Source organism: Mesorhizobium album, from assembly GCF_033977205.1.
GTDB classification, from domain to species: domain Bacteria; phylum Pseudomonadota; class Alphaproteobacteria; order Rhizobiales; family Rhizobiaceae; genus Mesorhizobium; species Mesorhizobium album.
Window position 1 is genome coordinate 36804 of record NZ_JAVIIW010000021.1, and the last position, 23533, is coordinate 60336.

At 64.4% G+C, this 23533-nt stretch carries 28 protein-coding genes; 15 read left to right on the plus strand and 13 right to left on the minus strand.

Features of this window, described 5'->3' with window-relative positions:
- Window positions 1-30 precede the first annotated feature (30 nt).
- From RFN28_RS18355 to RFN28_RS18380, 6 genes are all read right to left on the minus strand, one after another.
- Window positions 31-333, minus strand: coding sequence for a DUF982 domain-containing protein (locus RFN28_RS18355; protein WP_320288738.1), 303 nt, complete (start codon window positions 331-333; stop codon window positions 31-33).
- A gap of 146 nt (window positions 334-479) precedes the next feature.
- Complete coding sequence (locus RFN28_RS18360) at window positions 480-1199, minus strand: NAD(P)H-dependent oxidoreductase (protein WP_320288739.1); 720 nt, start codon at window positions 1197-1199, stop codon at window positions 480-482.
- Window positions 1200-1373: 174 nt separating this feature from the next.
- A complete protein-coding gene (locus RFN28_RS18365; protein WP_320288740.1) occupies window positions 1374-1556 on the minus strand; it encodes a hypothetical protein in 183 nt (60 codons plus the stop codon).
- A 97-nt stretch (window positions 1557-1653) separates the two neighbouring features.
- On the minus strand, window positions 1654-1992 hold the full coding sequence (locus RFN28_RS18370; protein ID WP_320288741.1) for a hypothetical protein: 339 nt from the start codon (window positions 1990-1992) through the stop codon (window positions 1654-1656).
- 126 nt (window positions 1993-2118) lie between these two features.
- The gene (locus RFN28_RS18375) at window positions 2119-4200 is read right to left on the minus strand and encodes an ATP-dependent helicase (protein ID WP_320288742.1); all 2082 of its coding nucleotides are present in this window, start codon (window positions 4198-4200) and stop codon (window positions 2119-2121) included.
- A 228-nt stretch (window positions 4201-4428) separates the two neighbouring features.
- Window positions 4429-4584, minus strand: a complete 156-nt coding sequence (locus RFN28_RS18380) for a hypothetical protein (RefSeq protein ID WP_320288743.1) — start codon at window positions 4582-4584, stop codon at window positions 4429-4431.
- A 114-nt stretch (window positions 4585-4698) separates the two neighbouring features.
- Between RFN28_RS18380 and RFN28_RS18385 the strand changes: the two genes are divergently transcribed.
- Entirely contained in the window at window positions 4699-4872 is a 174-nt protein-coding gene (locus RFN28_RS18385; RefSeq protein ID WP_320288744.1) for a hypothetical protein, read from the plus strand.
- 209 nt (window positions 4873-5081) lie between these two features.
- Here the strand turns inward: RFN28_RS18385 and RFN28_RS18390 are convergent, their stop codons facing one another.
- The gene (locus RFN28_RS18390) at window positions 5082-6050 is read right to left on the minus strand and encodes a LysR substrate-binding domain-containing protein (RefSeq protein ID WP_320288745.1); all 969 of its coding nucleotides are present in this window, start codon (window positions 6048-6050) and stop codon (window positions 5082-5084) included.
- Window positions 6051-6161: 111 nt separating this feature from the next.
- Here RFN28_RS18390 and RFN28_RS18395 point away from each other — a divergent pair, with 111 nt between their 5' ends.
- The 5 genes from RFN28_RS18395 (at window position 6162) to RFN28_RS18415 (ending at window position 9419) form a co-directional block, all read left to right on the plus strand.
- Entirely contained in the window at window positions 6162-6995 is an 834-nt protein-coding gene (locus RFN28_RS18395) for a hypothetical protein (protein ID WP_320288746.1), read from the plus strand.
- A 98-nt stretch (window positions 6996-7093) separates the two neighbouring features.
- Window positions 7094-8107 carry a DMT family transporter gene (locus RFN28_RS18400; RefSeq protein ID WP_320288832.1) on the plus strand — a complete coding sequence of 338 codons (1014 nt, stop codon included), beginning with the start codon at window positions 7094-7096 and terminating at the stop codon, window positions 8105-8107.
- A 17-nt stretch (window positions 8108-8124) separates the two neighbouring features.
- The gene (locus RFN28_RS18405; RefSeq protein ID WP_320288833.1) at window positions 8125-8331 is read left to right on the plus strand and encodes a hypothetical protein; all 207 of its coding nucleotides are present in this window, start codon (window positions 8125-8127) and stop codon (window positions 8329-8331) included.
- Between the two features lie 350 nt (window positions 8332-8681).
- Entirely contained in the window at window positions 8682-9122 is a 441-nt protein-coding gene (locus tag RFN28_RS18410; RefSeq protein ID WP_320288747.1) for a Ros/MucR family transcriptional regulator, read from the plus strand.
- 129 nt (window positions 9123-9251) lie between these two features.
- Window positions 9252-9419, plus strand: coding sequence for a hypothetical protein (locus RFN28_RS18415; protein ID WP_320288748.1), 168 nt, complete (start codon window positions 9252-9254; stop codon window positions 9417-9419).
- A gap of 221 nt (window positions 9420-9640) precedes the next feature.
- On the opposite strand, the gene RFN28_RS18420 is transcribed toward RFN28_RS18415, so the two are convergent.
- From RFN28_RS18420 to RFN28_RS18430, 3 genes are all read right to left on the minus strand, one after another.
- Complete coding sequence (locus tag RFN28_RS18420) at window positions 9641-9832, minus strand: hypothetical protein (protein ID WP_320288749.1); 192 nt, start codon at window positions 9830-9832, stop codon at window positions 9641-9643.
- Window positions 9833-10128: 296 nt separating this feature from the next.
- Entirely contained in the window at window positions 10129-10836 is a 708-nt protein-coding gene (locus RFN28_RS18425; protein ID WP_320288750.1) for a lysozyme inhibitor LprI family protein, read from the minus strand.
- A 226-nt stretch (window positions 10837-11062) separates the two neighbouring features.
- Window positions 11063-11293: a hypothetical protein gene (locus RFN28_RS18430; RefSeq protein WP_320288751.1), complete on the minus strand. Its 231-nt coding sequence runs from the start codon at window positions 11291-11293 to the stop codon at window positions 11063-11065.
- A gap of 137 nt (window positions 11294-11430) precedes the next feature.
- On the opposite strand from RFN28_RS18430, the gene RFN28_RS18435 reads away from it, so the two are divergent.
- The 5 genes from RFN28_RS18435 to RFN28_RS18455 all read left to right on the plus strand — a co-directional run bounded on the left by RFN28_RS18435 (window position 11431) and on the right by RFN28_RS18455 (window position 18780).
- Complete coding sequence (locus RFN28_RS18435) at window positions 11431-13308, plus strand: ABC-F family ATP-binding cassette domain-containing protein (protein WP_320288752.1); 1878 nt, start codon at window positions 11431-11433, stop codon at window positions 13306-13308.
- 251 nt (window positions 13309-13559) lie between these two features.
- Window positions 13560-15668, plus strand: a complete 2109-nt coding sequence (locus tag RFN28_RS18440) for a molybdopterin-containing oxidoreductase family protein (RefSeq protein ID WP_320288753.1) — start codon at window positions 13560-13562, stop codon at window positions 15666-15668.
- A gap of 348 nt (window positions 15669-16016) precedes the next feature.
- Window positions 16017-16976, plus strand: a complete 960-nt coding sequence (locus tag RFN28_RS18445; RefSeq protein ID WP_320288834.1) for an ABC transporter substrate-binding protein — start codon at window positions 16017-16019, stop codon at window positions 16974-16976.
- A 104-nt stretch (window positions 16977-17080) separates the two neighbouring features.
- A complete protein-coding gene (locus tag RFN28_RS18450) occupies window positions 17081-17890 on the plus strand; it encodes an ABC transporter ATP-binding protein (RefSeq protein WP_040972200.1) in 810 nt (269 codons plus the stop codon).
- Between the two features lie 11 nt (window positions 17891-17901).
- Window positions 17902-18780 carry an ABC transporter permease gene (locus RFN28_RS18455; protein WP_320288754.1) on the plus strand — a complete coding sequence of 293 codons (879 nt, stop codon included), beginning with the start codon at window positions 17902-17904 and terminating at the stop codon, window positions 18778-18780.
- A gap of 25 nt (window positions 18781-18805) precedes the next feature.
- On the opposite strand, the gene RFN28_RS18460 is transcribed toward RFN28_RS18455, so the two are convergent.
- Together RFN28_RS18460 and RFN28_RS18465 are read right to left on the minus strand one after the other, a co-directional pair.
- Window positions 18806-20164, minus strand: a complete 1359-nt coding sequence (locus RFN28_RS18460; RefSeq protein ID WP_320288755.1) for a sensor histidine kinase — start codon at window positions 20162-20164, stop codon at window positions 18806-18808.
- A gap of 5 nt (window positions 20165-20169) precedes the next feature.
- Window positions 20170-20838, minus strand: coding sequence for a response regulator (locus RFN28_RS18465; RefSeq protein ID WP_320288756.1), 669 nt, complete (start codon window positions 20836-20838; stop codon window positions 20170-20172).
- Window positions 20839-21319: 481 nt separating this feature from the next.
- On the opposite strand from RFN28_RS18465, the gene RFN28_RS18470 reads away from it, so the two are divergent.
- The 4 genes from RFN28_RS18470 (at window position 21320) to RFN28_RS18485 (ending at window position 22657) form a co-directional block, all read left to right on the plus strand.
- A complete protein-coding gene (locus RFN28_RS18470; RefSeq protein ID WP_320288757.1) occupies window positions 21320-21580 on the plus strand; it encodes a DUF680 domain-containing protein in 261 nt (86 codons plus the stop codon).
- A gap of 61 nt (window positions 21581-21641) precedes the next feature.
- Window positions 21642-21848 carry a DUF680 domain-containing protein gene (locus tag RFN28_RS18475; RefSeq protein WP_320288758.1) on the plus strand — a complete coding sequence of 69 codons (207 nt, stop codon included), beginning with the start codon at window positions 21642-21644 and terminating at the stop codon, window positions 21846-21848.
- 278 nt (window positions 21849-22126) lie between these two features.
- The gene (locus RFN28_RS18480) at window positions 22127-22372 is read left to right on the plus strand and encodes a DUF680 domain-containing protein (protein WP_320288759.1); all 246 of its coding nucleotides are present in this window, start codon (window positions 22127-22129) and stop codon (window positions 22370-22372) included.
- Between the two features lie 42 nt (window positions 22373-22414).
- A complete protein-coding gene (locus RFN28_RS18485; protein WP_320288760.1) occupies window positions 22415-22657 on the plus strand; it encodes a DUF680 domain-containing protein in 243 nt (80 codons plus the stop codon).
- A 216-nt stretch (window positions 22658-22873) separates the two neighbouring features.
- Here RFN28_RS18485 and RFN28_RS18490 read toward each other — a convergent pair whose 3' ends face one another.
- A complete protein-coding gene (locus tag RFN28_RS18490; protein WP_320288761.1) occupies window positions 22874-23383 on the minus strand; it encodes a SixA phosphatase family protein in 510 nt (169 codons plus the stop codon).
- Window positions 23384-23533 lie beyond the last annotated feature (150 nt).

Genomic DNA, 23533 nt, shown 5'->3' on the forward strand with positions numbered 1-23533 from the left:
TCCTGCTCGATTTTTTTTCCGTGGGCTGCCTCAGGCGGCGAAGCCGCCCTGGCCGCGCGCGACCGGCTTCACCGAGACGATCGGCTGGTCCGACGGCCAGAGAATCCCGGCCGTCACCGCGAAAGTGACCAGCGCGTCGCGCGCCGATTCTGCGGAGATGTCGCCGGCCCGCGCCGCCTCGCACGCCTTCACCGCGGCGCCGTAGCTCAGCCGCCGGCGCGACGGCGGGAACTCGGTCAGGAACTCATGCATGCCGGACAGCGAGGCAATCATGCGCTTGTGGCCGGCGCCGGCGCTGACCGCGACCGGGGTGAAGAACATCCTCTCGTGCATCTGGACCTCTCGAATGGGGGGAGGGCGGCAAGGCTTGCCACCCTCGGTCTTGGGGTAGGACGCCCCTCAACGCGCCCTGGGGCGGGAGGTTCCAGGTCGGCGGGACTTATTGCGCCGCCCGGCTTGCCGACAGCGAGGCAGGCTTCCTACCGACGCTTGGCCGACGCATTCAGGACGTAATGTTCGTCATGCTCGGCGAGCTTGGGATAGGCTATGATCGGTGCGGTCGACAGGCCCGTAATTCGCTCCCGATAGCGGGCTAGTTCGACGGCCCGCTGCTCCACGGACAGGCGGACCGGCGCATGCACCAGGAAGGGTTCGACGACGTCGAAGCCAGTGAAGTACAGCATGCCGTGGTTGATGGGATAGAGGATCGAGGCGATCGATCCGTTCAAACCGTGTTCCGAATAGATCGGAGGGGCGCCGCCAATGGTCAGGGAACACATCGCCCGTTTGCCTGCAAAGACGCCCTGATCGTACCACTTGCCGCCGCCGTAGATGCGGCCGCCGGCCGCAAAGACCCGGTCAACCCAACCTTTGAGAATGGCGGGTAGCCCAAACCACCACAGCGGAAATTGCAGGATCAGTACGTCGCACCAGAAGAGCTTGTCCTGTTCCGCCTGTATTTCCGGGGCAAAACCATCGTTGAGCGCCGCGAAGGACTCCTCGGCCTGCTGGCGAAAATAATCGCGATTGTGGACCGTGATGAAGTTGTGACGCCCCGATACTGGATTGAAGCCCATGCGGTACAGATCGGAGATCACCACCTCGTGGCCGGCTGCCGCAAGCGCCGCCTGGGCCGTCCGGGTCATTGCCCCATTGAAGCTTTGCTCTTCCGGGTGGGCGTGCACGATGAAGATACGCATGATCTGATCCGAGGCGCAGCGGGCCGGGTTCGCTGGATAAGGAAACCGCCCCGGCGGTGCTGCTCATCGGACTATTACCCGCGAGCACCCGCGATCAAAAATGCCTTTTCCTTTCAAATTGCATGCCCGGTGATTATCGCGGACCGAGCCCGCGAGAGGAAAGCGGCGGCCGCACTACCGCGCGGAACTGGTCGTGATCTCAATCGGGTTGGATGGCTGCCCCTGGTAGTGGGTTGAGAGCACCAGGAATAGGATGGCGAGGCCTGCGACCAACGCGGCTACGGCTTTGACGAACAGCGTTCCGGCGGACCGGGCCAGCCCTTGCTGGTGGTTCCGCGCCGAGGACTTGAAACGCATTCCAACCTCCAGTCCGGGCAGCTTCCGTTCCGGCCGAGCCTGCAGGTATCCGGCCGCCGTCACCGCTCAGGCGACGGCTTGCCGGTGCCAATCGGCCTTACCGGTACCAGCCTCTGTGGAGGCCGCAGCTCCAGACTCTGTGCACGACCCAATGATGGTGATGCCAGCGCCTGTGCACCCTGACCATGCAGTCGCGATTATGGCCGTAGCGGTACCCGCGCATCTCGTAGCGGCCCCTGTAGCGCCAGTCGCGCATCTCATATCGGTCTCTGTAGCGCCACTCGTCGCGCATGTGGTGGCGGCGCCAGTAGTAGCCGTCATTGTATCTGTCCATGCCGTCATCGGTGGTGATGGTCAGGCTTGTCGCCTGCGCCGGAACCGATACCGGCACCAAGGTAGCCACGCCCAGCATGGCGGCGAGAATGAGATTCTTCATTATGGCCTCCTTGCATCAGATTTTACTAACGAAAATCCGTTACCGGGTGAAAAGTTCCATGGCGAAGGCAGCAGGCCGGCTGTCGCGGGTTGGTTTGGCGTTCGGACACGACGCGCTTTAGGCGCGCTATTTCCACATGCCGCGCATGCGGGCGCCAAGATCGACCTTGACGCCGGGCCTTTGGCGCGGGTCGTCCTTGAGAGCGGCACTTGCCCAGGACGTCTGCTCGAAAGCGCCAAGCATCGAGGCGGGGATGAAGCGGGTGCGCGAGGCATAGACATGGCGGTCGCCGCGCGCCGGCTGGTTGTGCGGGTAAAAACGCTGCGGCACGACCAGATGCAGGCTGTCCTTGGCACGCGTCATCGCCACATAGAGCAGCCGTCGCTCCTCCTCGATGTCCTCCTTGGTGCCGACGCCGAGATCGGCCGGGATGCAGCCGTCGACGGTGTTGAGCACGAAGACGTTCTTCCATTCCTGGCCCTTGGCTGAATGGATGGTCGACAGGATGAGATAATCCTCGTCGCGATGCGGCGGCCCGGCCTGGTCGCTGGTGGCGTCCGGCGGGTCGAGCGTGAGCTCGGTCAGGAAGCGCTCCCGCGAGGGATAGCCGGACGCGATCTGCTCGAGCTGCAGCAGGTCGGCCCGGCGCGTGATCGCGTCCTCGTGGATGCGCTCCAGATGCGGCTCGTACCAGAGCCTGACCCGCTCGAGGTCGGCCGGCCATCTGGGGCCGGCGCGCAGCCCGCTGTAGATGTCGAGGAAGACCGGCCAATCGTCAGCCGCGCGCTGCGGCGGCCGGAAGCGGGCAAGGCCCAGCGTCTCGTCCAGCGAGGTGGCCATCGCCTCGACGATCTGCGAGGCGGCGGAAGGACCGATGCCCGGCATAAGCTGCAGCACGCGGAATCCGGCGACGCGGTCGCGCGGGTTCTCGGCGAAGCGCAGCATCGCCAGCACGTCCTTGACGTGGGCGGCGTCGAGGAATTTCAGCCCGCCGAATTTCACAAACGGGATATTGCGGCGCGTGAGCTCCACCTCCAGCGGCCCGCTGTGATGCGAGGCGCGGAAGAGCACCGCCTGCGCCTTCAGCGCCGTGCCCGCCTCGCGCTCGGCGAGGATCGCCTGGCAGACATAGTTGGCCTGCTCGGCCTCGTCGCGCACGCTCACCAGCTGCGGCTTGTGCGAGGATCGGCGCTCGGTCCAGAGGTTCTTGGTGAAGCGCTCGGTGGCCTCACCGATCACCGCGTTGGCGGCGGCAAGGATCGTCTCGGTCGAGCGGTAGTTGCGCTCCAGCATGACGATCTCGGCGCCTTCCGAGAACTGTTTTGGGAAATCGAGGATGTTGCGCACTTCCGCCGCGCGGAAGGAATAGATCGACTGCGCGTCGTCGCCCACCACGGTGAGCCCGGCGCCATCCGGCTTCAGCGCCAAGAGGATCGATGCCTGCAGCCGGTTGGTGTCCTGGTATTCGTCGACCAGCACATGGTCGAAGCGGCTGGAAAGATGCGCGGCGATCTCCGGTTCGGCCGCCATCTGCGCCCAGTAGAGCAAAAGGTCGTCGTAATCGAGCACGTTCTGCGCCTGCTTGGCTTCGACATAGGCCGAAAACAGCTCCTTCAGCTGATCCGCCCACGTCGCGCACCAGGGAAAGGCCGAGCCCAGCACTTCGCCCAGCGGCGCCTGCGCGTTGACGGCGCGCGAATAGATCTGCAGGCAGGTGCTTTTGGTGGGAAAGCGGCTTTCGGTCTTGGAGAAACCGAGCTCGTGGCGGGCAAGGTTCATCAGGTCGGCGGAATCCTCGCGGTCATGGATGGTGAAGGCGGGATCGAGGCCTACCTGCTCGGCATAGTCGCGCAACAGCCTAGCGCCGATGCCATGAAAAGTGCCGGCCCAGGCGAGCGCGTCGGCGATGATTGCGGCATCGCGCCCCAGCACCTCGCCTGCGATGCGCTCGACGCGCTTGGCCATTTCCGACGCGGCGCGGCGCGAGAAGGTCATGAGCAGGATGCGGCGCGGATCGGCGCCCTTGACGATGAGATGCGCCACCCGATGCGCCAGCGTGTTTGTCTTACCGGATCCGGCGCCCGCGATCACCAGCAGGGGTGTGGCCACCTTGCCGTCGCCATGCACCACCGCCAGCCGCTGCGCGTCGTTGAGCCGGGCAAGATAGGCGGGAGCTTCGAAGGACGAATCACGGGCAGCGATGTTCATCGCCCATCAAGCATCGTTTCCGCTTTGTTCGCAATGCTTCGCTACGCCGCTTCGCTACGCCTTTCCTCGCCCCCGCAAAGCGGGGACAGGTGGCCGCGAAGCGGTCGGAGAGGGCCTGCGACGTCGGCGGGTTCTCTTGTACCATTCAAGGCCGGCGCCTTCCCCCGCTCCGTCTCGGGCTTCGCCCGAGCCACCTCGCCCCACGTCCGTGGGGGCGAGGAAAGGGCGTCAGCGCTTCGGCTCGACCCCCATCGCTGCCGACTGGCGCCGCAGCGTCCGCCGTTCATCCGCCGGCGCCACAGTCCCGGACACCTCGTCGATGATCCTCCTGGTGACGCGGTAGGCCGTGTAGGCGAACAGGCCGACAAGCAGCAAACGGATCATGGCCACCTCCTCATCGGTTCAACCGGGCACGTGGCGGTTGGTTCCGCCGGCCAGGCAACCAAACCGCCACCGCGTCGTTTGCCTTCATGTAGGGGCGAACGAGAGGAGGTCGTCATGAAGAAGCTTCCTATGCTGCTGGCCCTTGCGGCAGTGCTCGCGCTCGCCGCCTGCGACAACAGCGTGCAGCCCACCAAGGCGCCCGTCGATCAGAACCCGCAGGTCGACAAGAATCCGGTGCCGAAATCGACCACCGGCGGCTACCAGCCTAGCACGCCGCCGAAGCAGTGATTGGCGATGTCAGTTTGGAATTCGGGTGAGTGAGATGACTGGAAGCCGTCATCACCATAGAAGAAGGCCGGCGCTGCTTGGGAGGAAGCTGGGAAAGCGCCGGCCAAGCGGGAAAATCAGGCCCGCCGCGCAGTTAAAGATAGCTGAGTCTCTCGGCCGCGTCATGGTGCGATCGCGCTAGCCGGCTATGTAAAGCGTGGATTGTCGTCTCACACCATCGCCGCCCGCCGCACCGGCAGGCCGGCGATCTCGATGTCCAGCTGGCGCTGAGTCAGCGCCGCCTCGGCCATGATCCACTGCTTGAACAGCTCCACCTTGCGCGCGCCGAGCGCCTTGATAGGGCTGACGAAATACCAGCCGGCGGTGTTGGGGTGATGGACGGCGAAGGGTGCCACCAGCCGCTCGGCGCGGATGTCGCTCGCCATGTAGGCGCGGTTGGCGACGGCAAAGCCCATACCGGCATTGGCCGCCTCGTAGGACATCATGCAGGAATCGAAATAGATGCTCTTGGTCTCGCCGAGCACGAAGCTCGCGCCGGCAAAGCTCAGCCACGATTGCCAGTTCTGGGTGCATGTGTCGGAGTGGAGCAAGGTGAAATACCTGAGATCTTCCGGCGTCACCCTGGACAGCGGCATGTCGCCCAGCACCTCGTGGAACAGCTTGCGGCTGCACACCGGCGTCAGGTCCTCCTTGAACAGGAGCTCGGATTTGAGGCCGGGGAAATTGCCGTCGCCATAGCGGATCTCGAGGTCGTACTCGGAGGTCGAGAATTCATGCGTGGCATAGGAGGTCGACACCCGCATCTCGATGTCGGGATATTGCCGCTGGAAGGCTGAAAGCCGCGGAAACAGCCAGCGCGCCGCGAAGGTCGGCAAAACGCAGATTCTCAGCACATGCGCCTGCGACTGGCCGGTCGCCTCCATGCTGGCCGCCACGATCCGCTCCAGCGCCTCGCGCACTCGCGCCACATAGGTCTCGCCCTCCGGCGTCAGCGACACGGCATTGCCGCCGCGCTGGAAGATCTTGAAGCGCAGCTGATCCTCGAGGCTCTTCACCCGTTGGCTGACGGCCGAGGCGGTGATGAACTGCTCCTCGCCGGCGCGCGTGAAGTTCCTGTGCCTGGCGGCGCTCTCCACGATTTTCAGCGAGTTTAAGTTGACCTGACTGAGCAGACGCACGGGTTCGACCTTTAGCTGGGCTTAAAGTAGCACCAGCATTCCTAAATTTACAGAGGCGGGCGGCTTAATCGACTGTTCACCAAGTGTTGCCCCCACCCTTGGAGAAGTAGAATGAACGCCCATACCATCCCCGAACTGCGCTATGCGATGAGCCGCGAAGCCATCATCGGCCATGATACGGCGTGGAAAGTGTCGAGCTTCGGCGTCGCCCAGTATCTGCATGGCTACGACCTCGAGCTGCTTGCCGCGATCGAGGAGGCGGCGCTCAAGCTCAAGGCCAGCCACGCCGTGCACAAGCATCTCGATCTCACCTTCATCACCGGCGCCGACCGCTACATTCCGGAGATCAAGGAACTGCTCAACGACAAGCTGCGCCTGGAACGGCTGTCCGACATGATGGGCACCAAGCTCGAACCCTATCCGCTGTCGATCGTCGGCTCGACCGTCACCTTCATGAATCCCAGGGACGGCGCGGTCGAATGGCATTGCGACGGCGTTCCGGTGACGGAGCTCGTTCCGCTGTCGATCAGCGATCCTCTGATCGGCGGCCATCTTGAAATCTATTGCGACGATTCCGAGACCGGTCGCGCCATCCTCGAATCTGGCCGCGACCTGCCGCGCAACAAGATCATGCGCATCGACCACAAGATGTATTACGCTACGCTTGGCCAGTTCCTCGGCGTGCTCCACCGCACCGCGCCGATCCAGCTCGGCTCGCGCGTCACCCTCGTGCTCAACCAGCGCTCGGTGGCGAAGCCCTATGTCGACGACAACCGCATGTTCTATCTCGCCGCCGACAACGACCACGACCGCGAATGGGTCAACGAGCTAGCCGACGACGTCTGGACCAACCAACTGCCGGCCTATCGCCGCCATGCGCAGGAGCATCCCATGCCGAAGCCGGCCGTGGAGCCGGTCTCGGGCGGAGCCAGGGAGTCGTGGTAGTGGCTGATGATCCAGCCGGGCGCCAGCCGCCTTCGGCGTCGCTGAGCCTGGCTCCGGTCATGATCGGAAACCGCCAATCCCGGTCCGGCGCCGCCTCGATGGCGGCGCTGGCCTTCGCCATCGGTGCGGTGGCGCTCTGGGCGACCAACGCCCTGGTCGGCAAGACGCTTCTCGCCAACCATCCGGTATCGCATGTGCAGTTCCTGCAGTTCTCAGGCGCCGCGCTGGTCTTTGCGCTGATCAGGCTGGTTGGCGCCTCTCCTTCTCCCCTTGTGGGAGAAGGTGGCCTCGCGAAGCGAGGTCGGATGAGGGGTGCTGGACGGATCGCCGACGCTGGAGTTTCTTCCAGCACCCCTCATCCGTCTCGGCGCTGCGCGCCGATCCACCTTCTCCCACAAGGGGAGAAGGAAATGTCGCGCCCACAAGGGGAGAAGGGGAGGTCGGCTCTCGCCGCCTTCGCCGTCGGCTTCATCGGCCTGGTCGGCACCATGGTGCTGCAATATATCGCCTTCGCCTCGATGCCGGTCATCGAGGCCAATCTCGTCGCCTACACCTGGCCGCTGATGGTCGCCGCCGCGGTCATCGCGCTCGGTCGCCCGCGGCGGCCGCTGCTGCTGGGCTTCACCGCCGCACTCGGCTTCGTCGGCGTGGCGCTGGTGATTACCGGCGGGCGCGCCCATGTCTGGTTCGAAGGCAGCCTCGTCGGCTATTTTGCCGCCTTCGGCTCCGCGCTGTGCATGGCCTTCTACTCGCTCGCCGTCGGCCGCCTTACCGTGCCGCCCGACCGCCTTTTGCTGCCTTCGGCGCTGATCGGCGTCGTGCTGACCTTCGTTTGGTGCCTGCATGACCAAGCGCTCGACCTCAGTGGTGTCGACCTTCTGCTCGGCGTCTATCTCGGCGCCGGGCCGATGGGGCTCGGCTATTACTTCTGGTCGCGGGCCTTGAGCCTCGACCAGGGTGGCAGGCTGGCCGTCGTCGCCTATATGACGCCGATCGCGTCCACGCTTCTATTGGCGCTGTCGGGCGAAAGCTTGTCGAGGACGGCCATTGCCGGCGCCGTCATCGTCATCGGCAGCTGCATTGCCGTCGGCATCGAACGTTCGGAGGCCTGAGCACCATGCCAGGAAGCATGCTTGACGAGGACGAACGCCGCGCCCGGCAGGAGGCGCACTGGCTGGTGAAGGAATTCGGCGCCGAGGCGCCGCTCTATGCCGCCATGAAGGCCGAGAAGGCCATCGAGCAGAAGGATTTCGGCCGCTGCGCGCGCTGGAAACGCGTGCTGGAGATCCTGGCCGACAGCGGGGCGGCAGAGCTGCGGCGCGGCGCCGCGAAATAAGCGACTCGCCGTAACGAATCGGTCATGATCGGCCATTGGAGCGCCGAGGCGGCTCGCCAGTGTCGGCTTTCGTCATTAATTTCGTTTTTTGCTGGAAATACTCGCAAAAATTGAAGTGCTTTAGCGTCATTTACACGCCCGCGTAGATTTCCGGCGCTCTAAACTGTTTGTTGTAGGTATTAGAATTCCTAACTTGCACGGTCGCAGCCGCAGTGAAAATGTGCATCTGGTATTGAGTCTCGTGCGTTTACTGACTCTGGACGGTCCGTTGGGGGACAGGTCCAACATGATACCTAGACCAAAGTCTTAAAAACAGCTGGTCACTTGAGAGCCAGCAGAAGGTGAAAAAATTGTCCAACATCGACGACAAGACTGCAATCGAGCTGACCGCCGACATTGTTTCGGCCTACGTCGGCAACAATCCGCTTCCCGCTTCCGGCCTGCCTGATCTGATCGCCAGCGTCAGCGCATCGGTGCGCAAGCTCGCCGGCGGCGCCGCCGTCAAGGAGAGCGCGCCGCTGACGCCGGCCGTCAATCCGAAGCGTTCGGTGTTCCCCGATCACATCGTCTGCCTCGAGGACGGCAAGAAGTTCAAGTCGCTGAAGCGGCACCTGTCGACCGACCATGGCCTGACGCCGGACGAATACCGGGCCAAATGGGGCCTGCCGGCAGACTATCCGATGGTGGCGCCGAGCTATTCGGCCACCCGCTCGGCGCTCGCCAAGTCTTCCGGCCTCGGCCGCAAGCCGGCCGCGGACTCCGGCAAGGGCAAGCGCAAGCCCAGGGCCTAACGCCGGCGCTCATGCTGCCTGCAACGGACGACGCAACGCCGTCGGCCGACCATTTGGCTGCCCTCGAAGCGCTGCGTCGCAGGGTGGCTATCCAGTCTTCCGCCCGACGCGGGGCGAGGGGGTCAAGGCGTGGCGCGTCCTGTTCTCGCTGAGCAGGCCGGCCGCCGATCTGCGCTCGCCGCGCTCGCCGCGCTCGATAGCTTCGAGCGCGCCATCGTCGAGCGTGACAATCGGCTCGTCGTCGAGACGCGACGGCTGAAGTGTCTCGCCATCCTGGATGGCATCATCGGCGGATGAAAAAGCGCGCCGTGCCCACGGCAATTCCAGGAAATCTGCGCAGCGGTTTTTCTGGGGGTGGACGTTCGAGATTGGCTCGTAGCCCCCAGCGTCGTCATCCTGGGGTCTGCGCCGCGTCGCTTCGCTCCTTGCTCCGCCCCAAGATGACGCGATAGTCGTCTCAGCCAACCTCCATCATTTACGACCTGCCGACAGCGAGTGCTGACCCGCTCGGGCCGCCGTCAGTTGCGAGGTGGCTTGCCGGCCTCCGCGCGGTGATCCTGCTCGGCTGCGAGGCTGTCCGCCTCGACGGCGGTCATCTCCAGAAAATAGACAAGCATCTGATAGCGCGTGCGCGAAAGCATCCTCGCCAGCCTGCGCGTGATCTCCGCGACATATTTCAGCATGCGCAGATCGTTTGCCGCCCCATCCATCGAGAGCTCCTAAACAAGCCAAGTTGTTGTTGTTATTGTTGATCGTTATTGGCGCCTACGCGCGACTCACAGCGCATTGCTAAATTCGCAGGGTCACGACAAAAACTGAAGTCAATTTTCGGTAAGCATCATGGTTGGGCCAAAAGATTTCGGCGCCTTTCTTGGTGGTATCAGCATCCGTCGCGCCAATAAAACCCGAAGTGCGACTTCCGGTCGTCTTGCTTCGCTGATGTGATCCTCCGCAAGGGAAATTGTCATCCCTTGCGGCGAGCGGGCAGGGGCAGTGAGCCCGATGCTCAGTCCTTGTAGGCGGAACAGAAAGCCGGCGGATTGTCGTTGCCGATCATGGCGCAGCCTCTTCTGATCTCCTCGATCATCATGCTGCACGCGTTCTGCCCGTTGCAGGGCGGGTGTGTCGCCGTCGACACCTGGATGCATTGCGAGACATATTGATCCGACTTCGCCTTGCCGGCCGATTGTACGCACGGCCTCGTGTCGTTCTGGCTAGCAGGGGTGGATGCCGCAGGCGCGGCGCCAGCCGTGGCAGGCTTGGGCTTGGTGCCCGGGGCCGCCGCCACAGGCTTGGCGCCGCCGGTTTGCGGCACGCAGGAGAGATCGCCTTCCGGACATTGCAACTGGTGCTGCAACTGAGCGAGGCGCGCCTTGGTCACCTCCGCCTTGCAGGTCTCGACAAGGCTCGAATACACCGAGCCGTCGGCATAAGGCTTGGTGCGGAAGGCGCATTCCTTGTCGCGGAACGAGATCCAGGCGCGCTGCGCGTCACGAAGGCGCTCGAGGTCCGCGGCCGCGAGGCGTCCCGACAGCGCCTTGTAGACGGCGTTGAGCACCGTGTCGGCCGAGGCTGCGTCCTTGGCTGTGCAGGTGGCGAGATCGGCTTGCGTCTTCGCCGCGGCGCAGTCCAACGGCGCAGCACGGGCCGTGGGCATGACGGCAACCGCAATTGCCAGCGCGGCGGCCGAAAGAAGGATGGTCTTACACGTCATCGGATTTGTCCTTTGCGTGAATAGGCCCCAGCCGCTCGCGCCAGCATAGGTTGAGAAGATGGCCGCCATCAACGTCAAATCGGTGACGTGGCAAGCAAAGTGTGAGTAGGTGGTGATTGGCGAAAGCGGACGAGCGCGCAATCCCCTTGTGTGGGGGAGATGCCCGGTAGGGCAGAGGGGGCGCTGTCCCGCCGGCCTCTCAGCCATTCATAGGCGACGCCTGAGGCTATCTTCCGCTACTGATTTGGATCAGCAGGTGTTCCGTCGCGCCCCCCTCTGGCCTGCCGGCCATCTCCCCCACAAGGGGGGACATTGGCTGTGCCTGCGCCCCGCTCACGGATTCGGCGGGAGCGAGCGCTGCAGCGGTATCGCCCTCAAACAACACCACCTGCGTCGCCAGCGCGGCGGTCGTGGCGACCTGGAAGAAGATGAAGGCGAGGGCGAAATAGCGGATCACGGGCTCCAGAACGCTCGGGCCGGCAACTGGTTCCGGTCCGTCAGGCTTTTGCTGAGTGGTCCGTGGTCGCGCGCGGCGAGCCTCATCCGGGGCCTGGCTCTTGCGAAGCGCCAATGTCCCGTGCAAAAGCGCGGCCCATGCTTATCATCAACGACCTCTCGCTGCGCATGGCGGGGCGCCTGCTTCTCGACCATGCCTCGCTGACCCTGCCGGCCGGCACCAAGGCCGGCCTCGTCGGCCGCAACGGCACCGGCAAGACGACGCTGTTCAAGGCGATCACCGGCGACTTTCCTTCCGAGACCGGCTCGATCAGCCTGCCGAAGAATACGCGCATCGGCCAGGTGGCGCAGGAAGCGCCGGGCACCGAGGAGCCGCTGATCGAGATCGTGCTCAAGGCCGATGTCGAGCGCACCGCGCTGCTCGAAGAGGAAAAGACCGCGACCGATCCGCACCGCATCGCCGAGATCCACACGCGGCTCGCCGACATCGACGCGCACTCCGCCGAATCCCGCGCCGCCACCATCCTCGCCGGCCTCGGCTTTGACGACGCCGCGCAAAAACGTCCCGCCTCGTCCTTCTCCGGCGGCTGGCGCATGCGCGTGGCGCTGGCCGCCGTGCTTTTCTCCGAGCCCGACCTTTTGCTGCTCGACGAGCCGACCAACTATCTCGACCTCGAAGGCACGCTCTGGCTGGAGAATTACGTTTCCAAATATCCGCACACGGTGCTTTTGATCTCGCACGACCGCGACCTGCTCAACCGCGCCGTCAACTCGATCGTCCATCTCGACCAGAAGAAGCTGACCTTCTGGCGCGGCGGCTACGATCAGTTCGAGCGCCAGCTGACCGAGCAGCGCGAATTGCAGGAGAAGAGCCGGGTCAAGCAGGAAGCGCAGCGCAAGCACATGGAATCCTTCGTCGAGCGCTTCCGCGCCAAGGCCTCCAAGGCCAGGCAAGCGCAGTCGCGGCTCAAGGCGCTGGAGAAGCTGAAGCCGATTGCCGCGGTGGCGAACGACACGGTGCGGCCGTTCTCCTTCCCGGAACCGGTGAAGACCGTGGCTTCGCCGATCGTGGCGCTCAACGGCGTCAATGTCGGCTATGCCGAGAACAATCCGGTGCTGAAGAAGATGACGTTGCGCATCGACGCCGACGACCGCATCGCGCTGCTCGGCGCCAACGGCAACGGCAAGTCGACTTTCGCCAAATTGCTCGCCGGCCGCCTCAAGGCCGAGACCGGCACCATGACAATCGCGCCTGGTCTGAAAGTCGCGATCTTCGCCCAGCACCAGCTCGACGATTTGCGCCCCGAGGAAAGCGCCTACGAGCATGTGCGCCGGCTGATGCCGGACGCGCCGGAAGCCAAGGTGCGCGCCCGCGTCGCCCAGTTCGGCCTGTCGACCGAGAAGATGAACACCGCCGCCAAGGATCTTTCCGGCGGCGAGAAGGCGCGGCTCTTGATGGGGCTATCGGCCTTCGAGGGGCCGAACCTCTTCATCCTCGACGAGCCGACCAACCACCTCGACATCGACAGCCGTGAATCGCTGATCCATGCGCTCAACGACTTTCCGGGCGCCGTGATCCTGATCTCGCACGACCGGCATTTGCTTGAAGCGACGGCTGACCGGCTGTGGCTGGTCAAGGACGGCGCGGTCAATCCCTATGACGGCGATCTGGAGGATTACAAAACCCTGGTCACCGGCGTTTCGTCCAACCGCCGCGAGCAGAAGGAGGCGGACAAGACGTCCAAGGCCGACCGTCGCCGCGAGGCGGCTGCGAGGCGTGCCGCGCTCGAGCCGCTCGCCAAGGAAATCCGCGCCACCGAGGCGCTGATGGATCGCATCCGCAAGCGCATCGACCTGATCGAGGACGAACTCGCCAACCCGGCCGTCTACGAGAAGGACCCCTCGACCGCGACGCGGCTGGCCAAGGAGCGCTCGCAGCTTGCGCAGACCCTGGCGCTCAACGAGGACAAGTGGCTGACAATGTCGGCGGAGTATGAGGAGGGGATTGCGGAGTAGGGGAACTCCCCTTTCTCCCCTTTGTGGGAGAAGGTGGATCGGCGCGCAGCGCCGAGACGGATGAGGGGTGTTGGAAGAAACGAGGGGCTGAAGAATGGGATGCTTCAAGCGCCAATTTTCTTCATCGCAGTGATCCTTCCAACACCCCTCATCCGACCGAGCTTCGCTCGGCCACCTTCTCCCACAAGGGGAGAAGGGGGAGCCCCATCTGGCCCTACACGCCGTCCTCAAAACCCGCTACACACGCCCGCATGAACCAGCACGCCAAGCTCAGGATCGGCCATTCGGCCTGTCCGCATGATTGCCCGTCCACCTGCGCGCTCGAGGTCGAGCTGCTCGATAATAACCGCATCGGCCGCGTCCACGGCGCCAATGCGAACAGCTATACGGCGGGCGTCGTCTGCGCCAAGGTCGCCCGCTATGCGGACCGCGTCCATCACCCTGACCGGCTGCTGAAACCGCTGGTGCGCTCAGGCGCTAAGGGCGAGGGCGCCTGGAAGGAAGCGAGCTGGGAAGCGGCGCTCGATCTCGTGGCGGAAAAATTCATCGCGGCCGAGGAGAAATACGGTTCCGAGACGGTCTGGCCCTATTTCTATGCCGGCACCATGGGGCTGGTGCAGCGCGACGGCATCGAGCGGCTGCGGCACGCCAAGAAATATTCCGGCTTCTTCGGCTCGATCTGCACCAATCTCGCCTGGACGGGCTGGATGATGGGGGCGGGAGCCTTGCGCGGTCCCGATCCGCGCGAGATGGCGAAGTCCGACTGCGTGGTGATCTGGGGCACCAATGCCGTGGTCACCCAGGTCAATGTCATGACCCATGCGACCAGGGCGCGGAAGGAACGCGGCGCCAAGATCGTCGTCATCGACATCTATGAGAACGCCACCATGAAGCAGGCCGATCTCGGCCTGGTCTTGAGGCCCGGCACCGACGGCGCGCTCGCCTGCGCGGTCATGCATGTGCTGTTCCGCGACGGCATGGCGGACCGCGCCTATCTTGAAAAATACACCGACGACCCGCACGGACTGGAACAACACCTCAGGACGCGCACGCCGGAATGGGCCGCCGCCATCACGGGATTGAGCGTCGCGGAGATCGAGGCTTTCGCGCATCTCGTCGGCACGACGAAGAAGACCTACTTCCGCCTCGGCTACGGTTTTGCCCGCCAGCGCAACGGATCGGTCAACATGCACGCCGCTGCTTGCATCGCAGCCGTCACCGGCGCCTGGCAATATGAGGGCGGCGGCGCCTTCCACTCCAATTCGGGCATCTTCAAGCTGAACCAGGATGTGCTGGAAGGCACCGCGATGCGCGACCCCAACATCCGTTATCTCGACCATTCGCGCATCGGCCCGGTGCTGACCGGAGCGCCGGACGCGCTCTATGGCGGCCCGCCGGTGACGGCGATGCTGATCCAGAACACCAACCCCGCCAATGTCGCGCCGGAGCAGCGGCTGGTGAAGCAAGGCTTCCTGCGCGAGGACCTGTTCACCTGCGTGCACGAGCAGTTCATGACCGATACGGCGAAGCTCGCCGATGTCGTGCTGCCGGCGACGATGTTTCTGGAGCATGACGACATCTACAAGGGCGGCGGCAACCAGCACATCACGCTCGGCCCGAAGCTGATCGAGCCGCCGGAAGGGCCGCGCACCAACCATTACGTCATCGAGGAACTGGCGAAGCGGCTCGGCGTCGCCGACCGGCCGGGCTTCGGCCTGACCGAGAAGGAGCATATCGACATTATCCTCGGCAAGCGCGGGCTCGGCAGTTTCGACAGCCTGAAGGAACAGAAGTGGGTCGACCTTCAGCCGGATTTCGACGACGCGCATTTCATCAGCGGCTTCGGCCACGCGGACAAGAAGTTCCACTTCCGCGCCAACTGGACCGGACAGTCGGCGCCCAACCGGCCGCCGAAAAGCATGGGCCTGTTCGGGCCGGTCGAGCGGCTGCCGGAATTTCCCGACCATGTCGACCTGATCGAGGTGGCGGATGAAGAGCATCCGTTCCGGCTGACAACCTCGCCGGCGCGCAACTTCCTCAATTCGACCTTCTCCGAAACGCCGGTGTCGAAGGCCAAGGAAGGCCGTCCGGAGCTGCTGCTGCATCCCGAGGATGCGGCGGCGCTCGGCGTCGAGGATGGCGGCCGCGTCGAGGTCGGCAACCAGCGCGGCGACCTCATCCTGCACGCCAAGCTCTTCGACGGCGTGAAGCGCGGCGTGGTGGTCGCCGAAGGCATCTGGCCGAACAGCGCGCATGAGCGCGGCGAGGGCATCAACGTGCTGACCGGCGCCGACGCGCCTGCGCCCTATGGAGGCGCCGCGCTTCACGACAACAAGGTGTGGCTGCGCAAGGCGGTGTGAAAGCGCTGCCGGTGGAACTGCCGATCTCCCCCCGCCATCGCGGCGGCGCTCTGGGTCGCCGGACGCTCGCCCGGTGAATATGACATGCAAGATGTGCTTGGTTTTGGCGCCCCGTGGCAGGCAAATCCGGTCGAATTTCATTTCAACGGCCGCTAAAACGACTGAAAGCCAGCTGAAAGCTTGGTCGTGCCATGACAGTTTTGCGGCGTTCGCCGCGTGACCGGTCCGGGAGCGGCCGGCAAGGAGGAAATGCGGCGCAGCCTGGAGGCGCGTCGCCCAGGTGGAGGAAGTTACGTGACCGGTTTCATCTCTAAATGCGCCCTGCGTTCCGCGGTGCTGACGCTTGCCATGGTTGCCGCAGGCGCAACGACTGCGTCGGCCGCCGACAAGATTTCGATCATGGTAGGCGGCTACGAAAAACAGATCTACCTGCCTGCGAAGCTCGCAGAGGCGCTCGGCTATTTCAAGGATGAGGGCCTCGACGTCGAACTGCTCAACGAGCCGGCCGGCGTCGATGCCGAGAACGAGATGCTGGCAGGCGCCGTGCAGGGCGTGGTCGGCTTCTACGACCACAGCATCGACCTGCAGGCCAAGGGCAAGTTCGTCGAATCCGTCGTGCAGTTCAGCCAGGCGCCGGGCGAGGTCGAACTGGTCTCGGCGAAGCATCCCGAGATCAAGTCGCCCGCCGACTTCAAGGGCATGAGCCTCGGCGTCACCGGTCTCGGTTCCTCGACCAACTTCCTGACCGAGTATCTTGCGGTAAAGAACGGACTGAAGCTCGGCGAATTCACCTCCGTGCCGGTCGGTGCCGGCAACACCTTCATCGCCGCCATGCAGCAGGACAAGATCCAGGCCGGCATGACGACCGAGCCGACGATCACCCGGCTGCTCAAGACCGGCGAGGCCAAGGTGCTCGTCGACATGCGCACCGTGGAAGGCACGAAGGCGGCACTTGGCGGTACCTATCCGGCCGCATCCCTCTACATGCAGACCGAGTGGGTCGACTCTCATAAGGAAACGGTTCAGAAGCTCACCAACGCCTTCGTCAAGACGCTGAAGTTCATCAGCACCCACAGCGGTGCCGAGATCGCCGAGAAGATGCCGAAGGACTACTATGTCGGCGACAAGGAAGGCTATGTAAAGGCGCTCGACGCCGGCAAGGCGATGTTCACCCCCGATGGCGTGATGCCGCAGGGTGGACCGGAAACGGTGCTGGCCGTGCTTTCGGCCTTCAAGAAAGAACTGCAGGGCAAGCAGATCGACCTTTCCAAGACCTACACCACGGAATTCGTGAAGAACGTGAAGTAGCGGACTAAGCGGCGCGAGGTTCCGAACTCGCGCCGCCGCCCTATCTTGGTCCACGTCCGGCGATCCCCGTACGGCGGTCGCCCGCTATTGGAGTTTGCTCAACTATGGCTGTTGAAAAGACCGCTCCGGCGATCGAGCTGATCAATGTCAGCCGCCGTTTCCTTTCCCCCACCGGCAAATCCCTGACCGCGATCCGCGATTTCACCATGACGGTCGAGCGCGGCGAGTTCGTCGCCGTCGTCGGCCCGACCGGCTGCGGCAAGTCGACGACGCTCAACCTCGTTACCGGCCTCGCCAGCCCGAGCGCCGGCGAGGTCCGCGTCATGGGCGCGCCAGTCAAGGGCATCGACCCGCGCATCGGCTTCGTCTTCCAGACCGACGCGCTTTTCCCGTGGCGCACGGTGATCGAGAACGTCATGGCCGGACCGCTGTTTCGCGGCAAGCCGAAGGCCGAGGCCCAGGCTTCGGCGCGCGACTGGCTGGCGCGTGTCGGCCTGGCGCGCTTCGAGCAGCACTATCCGCACCAGCTTTCGGGCGGCATGCGCAAGCGCGTGGCGTTGGCGCAGACCTTCATCAACGGTCCCGAGATCCTGCTGATGGACGAGCCGTTCTCGGCGCTCGACGTGCAGACCCGCGTGCTGATGCATGAGGAACTGCTGCGGCTGTGGTCCGAGGCGAAGGCGTCGGTGGTCTTCGTCACCCACGACCTCGAGGAAGCGATCGCGCTGGCCGACAAGGTCTATGTGCTCACCGCCGGGCCGGCGACGGTGAAATCCGTCTATACGATCGACCTGCCGCGCCCGCGCGTCGTCGCCGACATCCGCTACGAGCAGAGCTTCGTCGATTATTCGCGCACCATCTGGGCCGATCTCAAGGAAGAGGTCGAGACCAGCTATGCCCGCGCGGCGGCGTGAAGGAGGCTGAAATGACCGACGCGACCATAAACATTTCCGCGGCAAACTTCCGGCCGGGAACTTCGGATGCAGAGATCGAGGCCGCCGCCGCCAAGGCGGCCGTGAATCGCCGCCGCACCGTCCTCTTCTGGCGGCTTGCCATCCTCGTCGTCTTCCTCGGCTCATGGGAGCTCGCCGGGCGCATGGCCTGGATCGACCCCTTCTTCTACGCCATGCCGAGCACGATCGCGGGGCGGCTCTACGAGTGGGCGACCGAAGGGACCTCGGAAGGTCCGCTCTGGTATCACCTCTATGTCACCATGGAGGAATCGGTGCTGGGCTTCGTCACCGGTTCGGTGGCCGGCATCATCATCGGCGTCGCGCTCGGCCGCAATCGCATGGCCGCCGACATCTTCTCCATCTACATCAAGTTGATCAATTCGATCCCGCGCGTGGTGCTGGCGCCGATCTTCATCATGATCCTCGGCCTTGGCCTTGCCTCCAAGGTGGCGCTGGCCTTCGTCATGGTGTTCTTCGTCGTCTTCCACAACGCCTTCCAGGGCGTGCGCGAGGCCGACCGCGCGATGATCGCCAACGCCCGCATCCTCGGCGCGTCCGACTGGCAGTTGACGCGCCAGGTCATCGTGCCGTCGGCGATGAGCTGGATCTTCGCCAGCCTGCATGTCAGCTTCGGGTTCGCCATCATCGGCGCCATCGTCGGCGAGTTCGTCGGCTCGCGCTTCGGCATCGGCCTCTTGATCAACATCGCCAAGGGCTCGTTCGACGCGGCCGGCATGTATGCGGCGATCGTCATCGTCATGGTCGTGGCGCTGGGCGCCGAATATCTGATGACGCTGGTCGAGAACCGGCTGGCGAAATGGCGGCCGCAGCCGCTGCACGAGACGCAGTGAGAGCGCTAACGCGGTGGGTCAATCCTTAACTGCCATTTAGCGGCAGCCGCACCTCCACCTTAAGCCCGCCGGCGGCGGCGTCGCCAAGCGCGACGCTGCCGCCGGCATTTTCGACCACTTCGTGCACGATTGCCAAGCCCAGCCCGCTGCCTTCCTCGCTCGAACCGGGAATGCGGTAGAAGCGCTCGAAGACATGCTCTCGCTCCTCCGGCGGAATGCCGGGTCCTTCGTCGGTAACCGTGAGCTGCGCCTCGCTGCCGACGGCGGCGAGCTTCACAGTGACGCTGCCGCCGGGCTTGGAGTAGCGCAGCGCGTTGTCGACGAGATTGACGATCATCTCGCGCAGCATCGTGCCGTCGCCGATCACGGGGACCGGCCCGGTTTCCTCCAGCCCAAGATCGATGTCGCGTTCGATTGCCCTCGACGCGTGCGCTTCCAGCACCTGGCGGGCGGCTTCGGTGAGGTCTATGCGGTCGGCGCGCGGCCGGCGGCTGCCGGGCTCGGCGCGCGAGAGCGTGAGCAGCTGTTCGGCAAGCCGCGCCAGCCGGCCGGAGCTCGCCTGCAGCGCCACCAGCGCCTCCTGGCGCTGATCGGCGGCAGTCTCGCGCAGCGCATAGCTTGCCTGCGTCGACAAGAGCGCCAATGGCGTGCGCAACTGGTGCGCAGCATTGGCGATGAAGCGGCGCTGCGCCGCCATCTGCGCCCGCACGCGCGCCATATAGGCGTTGAGCGCATCGATCAGCGGCCTGATCTCGCTTTGCGCGCCGGGAACCTCGACCGGGTCGAGCTCGCTGCGGCTGGGCGAACGCACCGCATCGCGCAGCCTTATCAGCGGCGCAAGGCCGCGGCGCAGGCCAAGCAGCACGAACAGGCCCGCGATCGCCACCAGCGCCAGCTGCTGTGCGAAGGCGCCGAGCCACAGACGTTTCACCATCGCGTCATGCCCGGCAAGCGTGACGCCCACGGTGACCTTGATCGGTGAATCCGCGCCGGCGCCGATCACGGCCTGGCTGAGGGTCAGGAGGCGGAGCCGGTGATCACGGTAGGAAGCCTCGATGCTGTCGCGTTGAGTGGCCTTTGGCAGGTCGGGATAACCGGTCAGCAGCCGCCCGCCGGCGGTTTCGACGCGGTAATAGACACGGTCGCGGTCGCCGGTGTCGAACATCTCGAGCGCCGCCGGCGGAATGGTGGCATAGAGCACGCCGTCGTCCATAGCCACCTGCTCGGCGATCGCTCGGGCCGATCCGACCAGCATGCGGTCGGTAACAAGATCGGCGGTAGCAAGCGCATTACCATGGCTGGTCCACAGGTTGACCGTGGCGAGGCCGGCCAGCGGCAGCACGACCCAAGCCAGCAATTGCAGGCGGAGGCTACTAATCCGCATCGCGACTAATCCTCATGGCGCAGCAGATAGCCGAGGCCGCGCAAGGTAGCGATCTGGACGCGCGATCCTTCCAGCTTCTTGCGCAGGCGGTGCACGTAGATCTCTATGGCGCTGGGATCGGCGTCGGTCTCGAAATCGTAGATCGCCGCCGAAAGCGCTGCCTTGCTCACCGTGCGCCCGGCCTTGACCACCAGCTGCTCCAGCACCGCATGTTCGCGCGGCGTCAACGACAACGTCTCGCCGGCAAGCGAGAACAGCCTGGTGTTGGTGTCGAAAACGAGGTCGCCGCAGGAGATGACGGGCGCCGTCCGGTCGTTGGCGCGGCGCAATTGCACGCGGATGCGCGCTTCCAGCTCCTCGATCTGGAAGGGTTTTGCGAGATAGTCATCCGCGCCTTCGTTGAGGCCCTTGACCCGGCCGTCCAGGCTGGCATTGGCGGTGAGCACGATCACCGGCACCGGGTTGCCGCGCGCCCTCAGCCGCTTCAGCACCTCCATGCCCCCCATCCGCGGCAAAGCGAGGTCGAGAATGATCAGCGCATGGTCGCCGGCGGCCAGCGCATGCTCGACGTCCTCGCCGTCATGGACGACATCGACGACATAGCTCGCCTGGCGCAGCGTCTTGCTCAGCCAATCGGCCAGTTCGCGATTGTCTTCGACAAGCAAGAGCCGCATCGTGCGTTGCGATCCAGGAATGCCTCCGTCCGGGTGGCGCCGGCTTTTCGCGAGCGCGGCCTGCCGCTCGAACGGACAGTTGAAGGCAATCGATAATATCGATCCGCCGGCAAGGCAAACGCCGGCTAAGGCCGGCGCGAACGGGGCCGTTCAGGGGCGGTTCAGTCGGCGCCTCGGATAGAACCGAACGGTTCGGTTCAAATTATGTTGACGGTTCGTGCAATCCAGGTGAACGCTGGTTCGTCGAACTATGGTGCCAAGCTGCACGCTGTTTCGGTAAGTCATTGATATTAAACAATGATAATGTGGAAGCCGCGCGGTTCGCGTGATTTAAAGATCGAACCAATGGGTTCGATTTGCACTTTTTCGTGATTGGAAATGGCAATGGAGCGGACCCATTTCGGGGTTGTCCGAGCGACGCGAATTTCCATTACGGCACGCCACTTGACGGACACGCTTTTGAAAATCCGGAGTACCTAAAATGACCAAGATTGCTCTTACCGCCGCGGCCCTTCTCGTTGCCACGGGCAGTGCCTTTGCCGGCAGCGACCATTACGGTTCGAACAATGTCAACCAGCCGACCGCCAACCAGTCGGCGGTGGATCAGTCTGCCGACAACATCGACCGCAGCTTCACGGCTTCGATTCGCAGGCCGGTCGAACACCGCGTCGCGCATCGCGCGTTCCAGCTGACGCCGGAATCGGTCCAGCCGGAATCCGGCCAGGGCATCTGGGGCCGCTAAGCCGGCCTCGTCCCGAACCGAACCAACCTAACCATCAATCTTCAAATCTGGAGCAGCTGAAATGACCAAGATCGCTCTTACCGCCGCCGCCCTTCTCGTTGCCACCGGTGCCGCTTTCGCCGGCTCCGACAATTATGGCTCGGCCAACGCCAACCAGCCGGCCGCTTCGGTCGACACCTCCTACACTGCTTCGATCAAGAAGTCGGGTGCGAATGTCCAGAAGCCGGTCACCCAGGGCGCCGACCGCGACCTGTTCGGCAACCGCTGAACGGTCCGATCATCGATAGACCTCAAAGCGGCGGGCTTGTCCCGCCGCTCTGATTTTACGGAGCCGGCTATCGGCGGGCTCGAATCAGTCGGGCGGCGGCTCCTTCTAACCCATTGTCCGAGATGAGCTTTCCAAGCGGGGCCGCGGCTGCGGCTGCGAAGCGATCGGCGAAGAAGAAATTTCCCCGGGAATAAATCCGGGCCGTTCCGGGTCTTGTCGGCAGCGGGGCCATCCTCCCAAGGCGCCGCCGATGAAACGACAGGACAAGGAACGCTGAGATGACCAGGATCGCATTCGTCGCGGCCGCCATGCTCGTCGCTGCCATGGGCGGCGCCTCTGCCGGCAGCGACCATTATGGCGCCGACGGCGCCAATCAGCCGACCGCCGGCACCGACCGCATGATGACCAGCTCGATCCGCGTGCGGGATATGGCGCATCATCAGGCTTCGGTGGCGGCCGCAACCAGCCAGACCGCGGCCGACATCATCGCCCGGCACAACGACGACGGCCTCTGGGGCAAGTGACTCGAAAACTCCCATCCACACTCAACGACAGGAACTTCTGAAATGACCAGGATCGCTCTCACCGCTGCCGCCATGCTTCTCGCCATGGGCTCTGCCTTCGCCGGCAGCGACCATTACGGCGCCGATAATGCCAACCAGCCGACCGCCGGCGTCGACCGCGGGCTCACCGCTTCGGTGCGCAAGCACGAGACCGCCAAGCCGGCCAATGTCGACACCTCGATGACGACCGGAGCCGCACTGTCGCAGGCCTGGCCGGACCCGGGCCAGGGCATCTGGGGAAATTGATATTTCGTCTCGTGATTTTGCGGAGCGATGAAGCTGCCGATCTCCCCCCTTGTGGGGGAGATGTCCGGCAGGACAGAGGGTGGCGCGAAGGAACGCTGCCCGAGCAATTTCGCCTGATGGGCTGAGGGGCAAACATCGGAACGTCGGCGGGACAGCGCCCCCCTCTGCCTTGCCAGGCATCTCCCCCACAAGGGGGGAGATTAGCAGCTTCGACGTCTAACCCAAATCCTTCGGCCTCACGCAATGCGTCAGCCGAGCACCGCCAAATTCGAGGCTCGCCCAATCCTCATCCACCGTGAAACGGGCAAGCGCCGCCGTCGGAAACTTCGCTTCGATTTTTCCGAACACACCGGCATCCGATCCGGCGCCGGCGAGCCTGAGCACAAAATTCTGCAGGCCGGGATTGTGGCCGATCACGATCAGGCTGGATGCTTTGGCCTGTCGCACGCGCGCCAGGATGGCGGCGGGCGCCGCCTCGTAGAGTTCCTCCGCGAATTCCGCGTGCACATGCTTCGGCAGTTCCTCGGCAACCAGCCGCCAAGTGTCGCGGGTGCGCAGCGCCGGCGAGACCAGCGCGAGCTCCGGCAGCCAGCCGCGCCGCGAAAGCTCGCGCCCGATCAGCGGCGCCGTCTTCAGCCCGCGCGGGGCGAGCGGCCGGTCGAAATCGTCAAGCTTGGGATCGTCACGGCTCGACTTGGCGTGCCGCAAGATAAGCAGTTGTCTCATCGGCGTTGTTCAGGACCACGATTGCTGTCCAGTCGGGCGCGGGCCTTCCGCTTGATCTCGTCGATGTTGAAAGGAGCGAACGGGCCGCTGCCTAACCCGTCTATCCAAGCCTTACGCAGCCGGTCTGTTTCGGTTTGACCCAGGGGTTGG

Bases quoted from the DNA above. Each gene is read 5' to 3' on its own strand.
- RFN28_RS18355 (WP_320288738.1), bottom strand. From the start codon at position 333: ATGCACGAGAGGATGTTCTTCACCCCGGTCGCGGTCAGCGCCGGCGCC.
- RFN28_RS18360 (WP_320288739.1), bottom strand. From the start codon at position 1,199: ATGCGTATCTTCATCGTGCACGCCCACCCGGAAGAGCAAAGCTTCAAT.
- RFN28_RS18365 (WP_320288740.1), bottom strand. From the start codon at position 1,556: ATGCGTTTCAAGTCCTCGGCGCGGAACCACCAGCAAGGGCTGGCCCGG.
- RFN28_RS18370 (WP_320288741.1), bottom strand. From the start codon at position 1,992: ATGAAGAATCTCATTCTCGCCGCCATGCTGGGCGTGGCTACCTTGGTG.
- RFN28_RS18375 (WP_320288742.1), bottom strand. From the start codon at position 4,200: ATGAACATCGCTGCCCGTGATTCGTCCTTCGAAGCTCCCGCCTATCTT.
- RFN28_RS18380 (WP_320288743.1), bottom strand. From the start codon at position 4,584: ATGATCCGTTTGCTGCTTGTCGGCCTGTTCGCCTACACGGCCTACCGC.
- RFN28_RS18385 (WP_320288744.1), top strand. From the start codon at position 4,699: ATGAAGAAGCTTCCTATGCTGCTGGCCCTTGCGGCAGTGCTCGCGCTC.
- RFN28_RS18395 (WP_320288746.1), top strand. From the start codon at position 6,162: ATGAACGCCCATACCATCCCCGAACTGCGCTATGCGATGAGCCGCGAA.
- RFN28_RS18400 (WP_320288832.1), top strand. From the start codon at position 7,094: ATGGCGGCGCTGGCCTTCGCCATCGGTGCGGTGGCGCTCTGGGCGACC.
- RFN28_RS18405 (WP_320288833.1), top strand. From the start codon at position 8,125: ATGCTTGACGAGGACGAACGCCGCGCCCGGCAGGAGGCGCACTGGCTG.
- RFN28_RS18420 (WP_320288749.1), bottom strand. From the start codon at position 9,832: ATGGATGGGGCGGCAAACGATCTGCGCATGCTGAAATATGTCGCGGAG.
- RFN28_RS18425 (WP_320288750.1), bottom strand. From the start codon at position 10,836: ATGACGTGTAAGACCATCCTTCTTTCGGCCGCCGCGCTGGCAATTGCG.
- RFN28_RS18435 (WP_320288752.1), top strand. From the start codon at position 11,431: ATGCTTATCATCAACGACCTCTCGCTGCGCATGGCGGGGCGCCTGCTT.
- RFN28_RS18440 (WP_320288753.1), top strand. From the start codon at position 13,560: ATGAACCAGCACGCCAAGCTCAGGATCGGCCATTCGGCCTGTCCGCAT.
- RFN28_RS18445 (WP_320288834.1), top strand. From the start codon at position 16,017: ATGGTTGCCGCAGGCGCAACGACTGCGTCGGCCGCCGACAAGATTTCG.
- RFN28_RS18450 (WP_040972200.1), top strand. From the start codon at position 17,081: ATGGCTGTTGAAAAGACCGCTCCGGCGATCGAGCTGATCAATGTCAGC.
- RFN28_RS18455 (WP_320288754.1), top strand. From the start codon at position 17,902: ATGACCGACGCGACCATAAACATTTCCGCGGCAAACTTCCGGCCGGGA.
- RFN28_RS18460 (WP_320288755.1), bottom strand. From the start codon at position 20,164: ATGCGGATTAGTAGCCTCCGCCTGCAATTGCTGGCTTGGGTCGTGCTG.
- RFN28_RS18465 (WP_320288756.1), bottom strand. From the start codon at position 20,838: ATGCGGCTCTTGCTTGTCGAAGACAATCGCGAACTGGCCGATTGGCTG.
- RFN28_RS18470 (WP_320288757.1), top strand. From the start codon at position 21,320: ATGACCAAGATTGCTCTTACCGCCGCGGCCCTTCTCGTTGCCACGGGC.
- RFN28_RS18475 (WP_320288758.1), top strand. From the start codon at position 21,642: ATGACCAAGATCGCTCTTACCGCCGCCGCCCTTCTCGTTGCCACCGGT.
- RFN28_RS18480 (WP_320288759.1), top strand. From the start codon at position 22,127: ATGACCAGGATCGCATTCGTCGCGGCCGCCATGCTCGTCGCTGCCATG.
- RFN28_RS18485 (WP_320288760.1), top strand. From the start codon at position 22,415: ATGACCAGGATCGCTCTCACCGCTGCCGCCATGCTTCTCGCCATGGGC.
- RFN28_RS18490 (WP_320288761.1), bottom strand. From the start codon at position 23,383: ATGAGACAACTGCTTATCTTGCGGCACGCCAAGTCGAGCCGTGACGAT.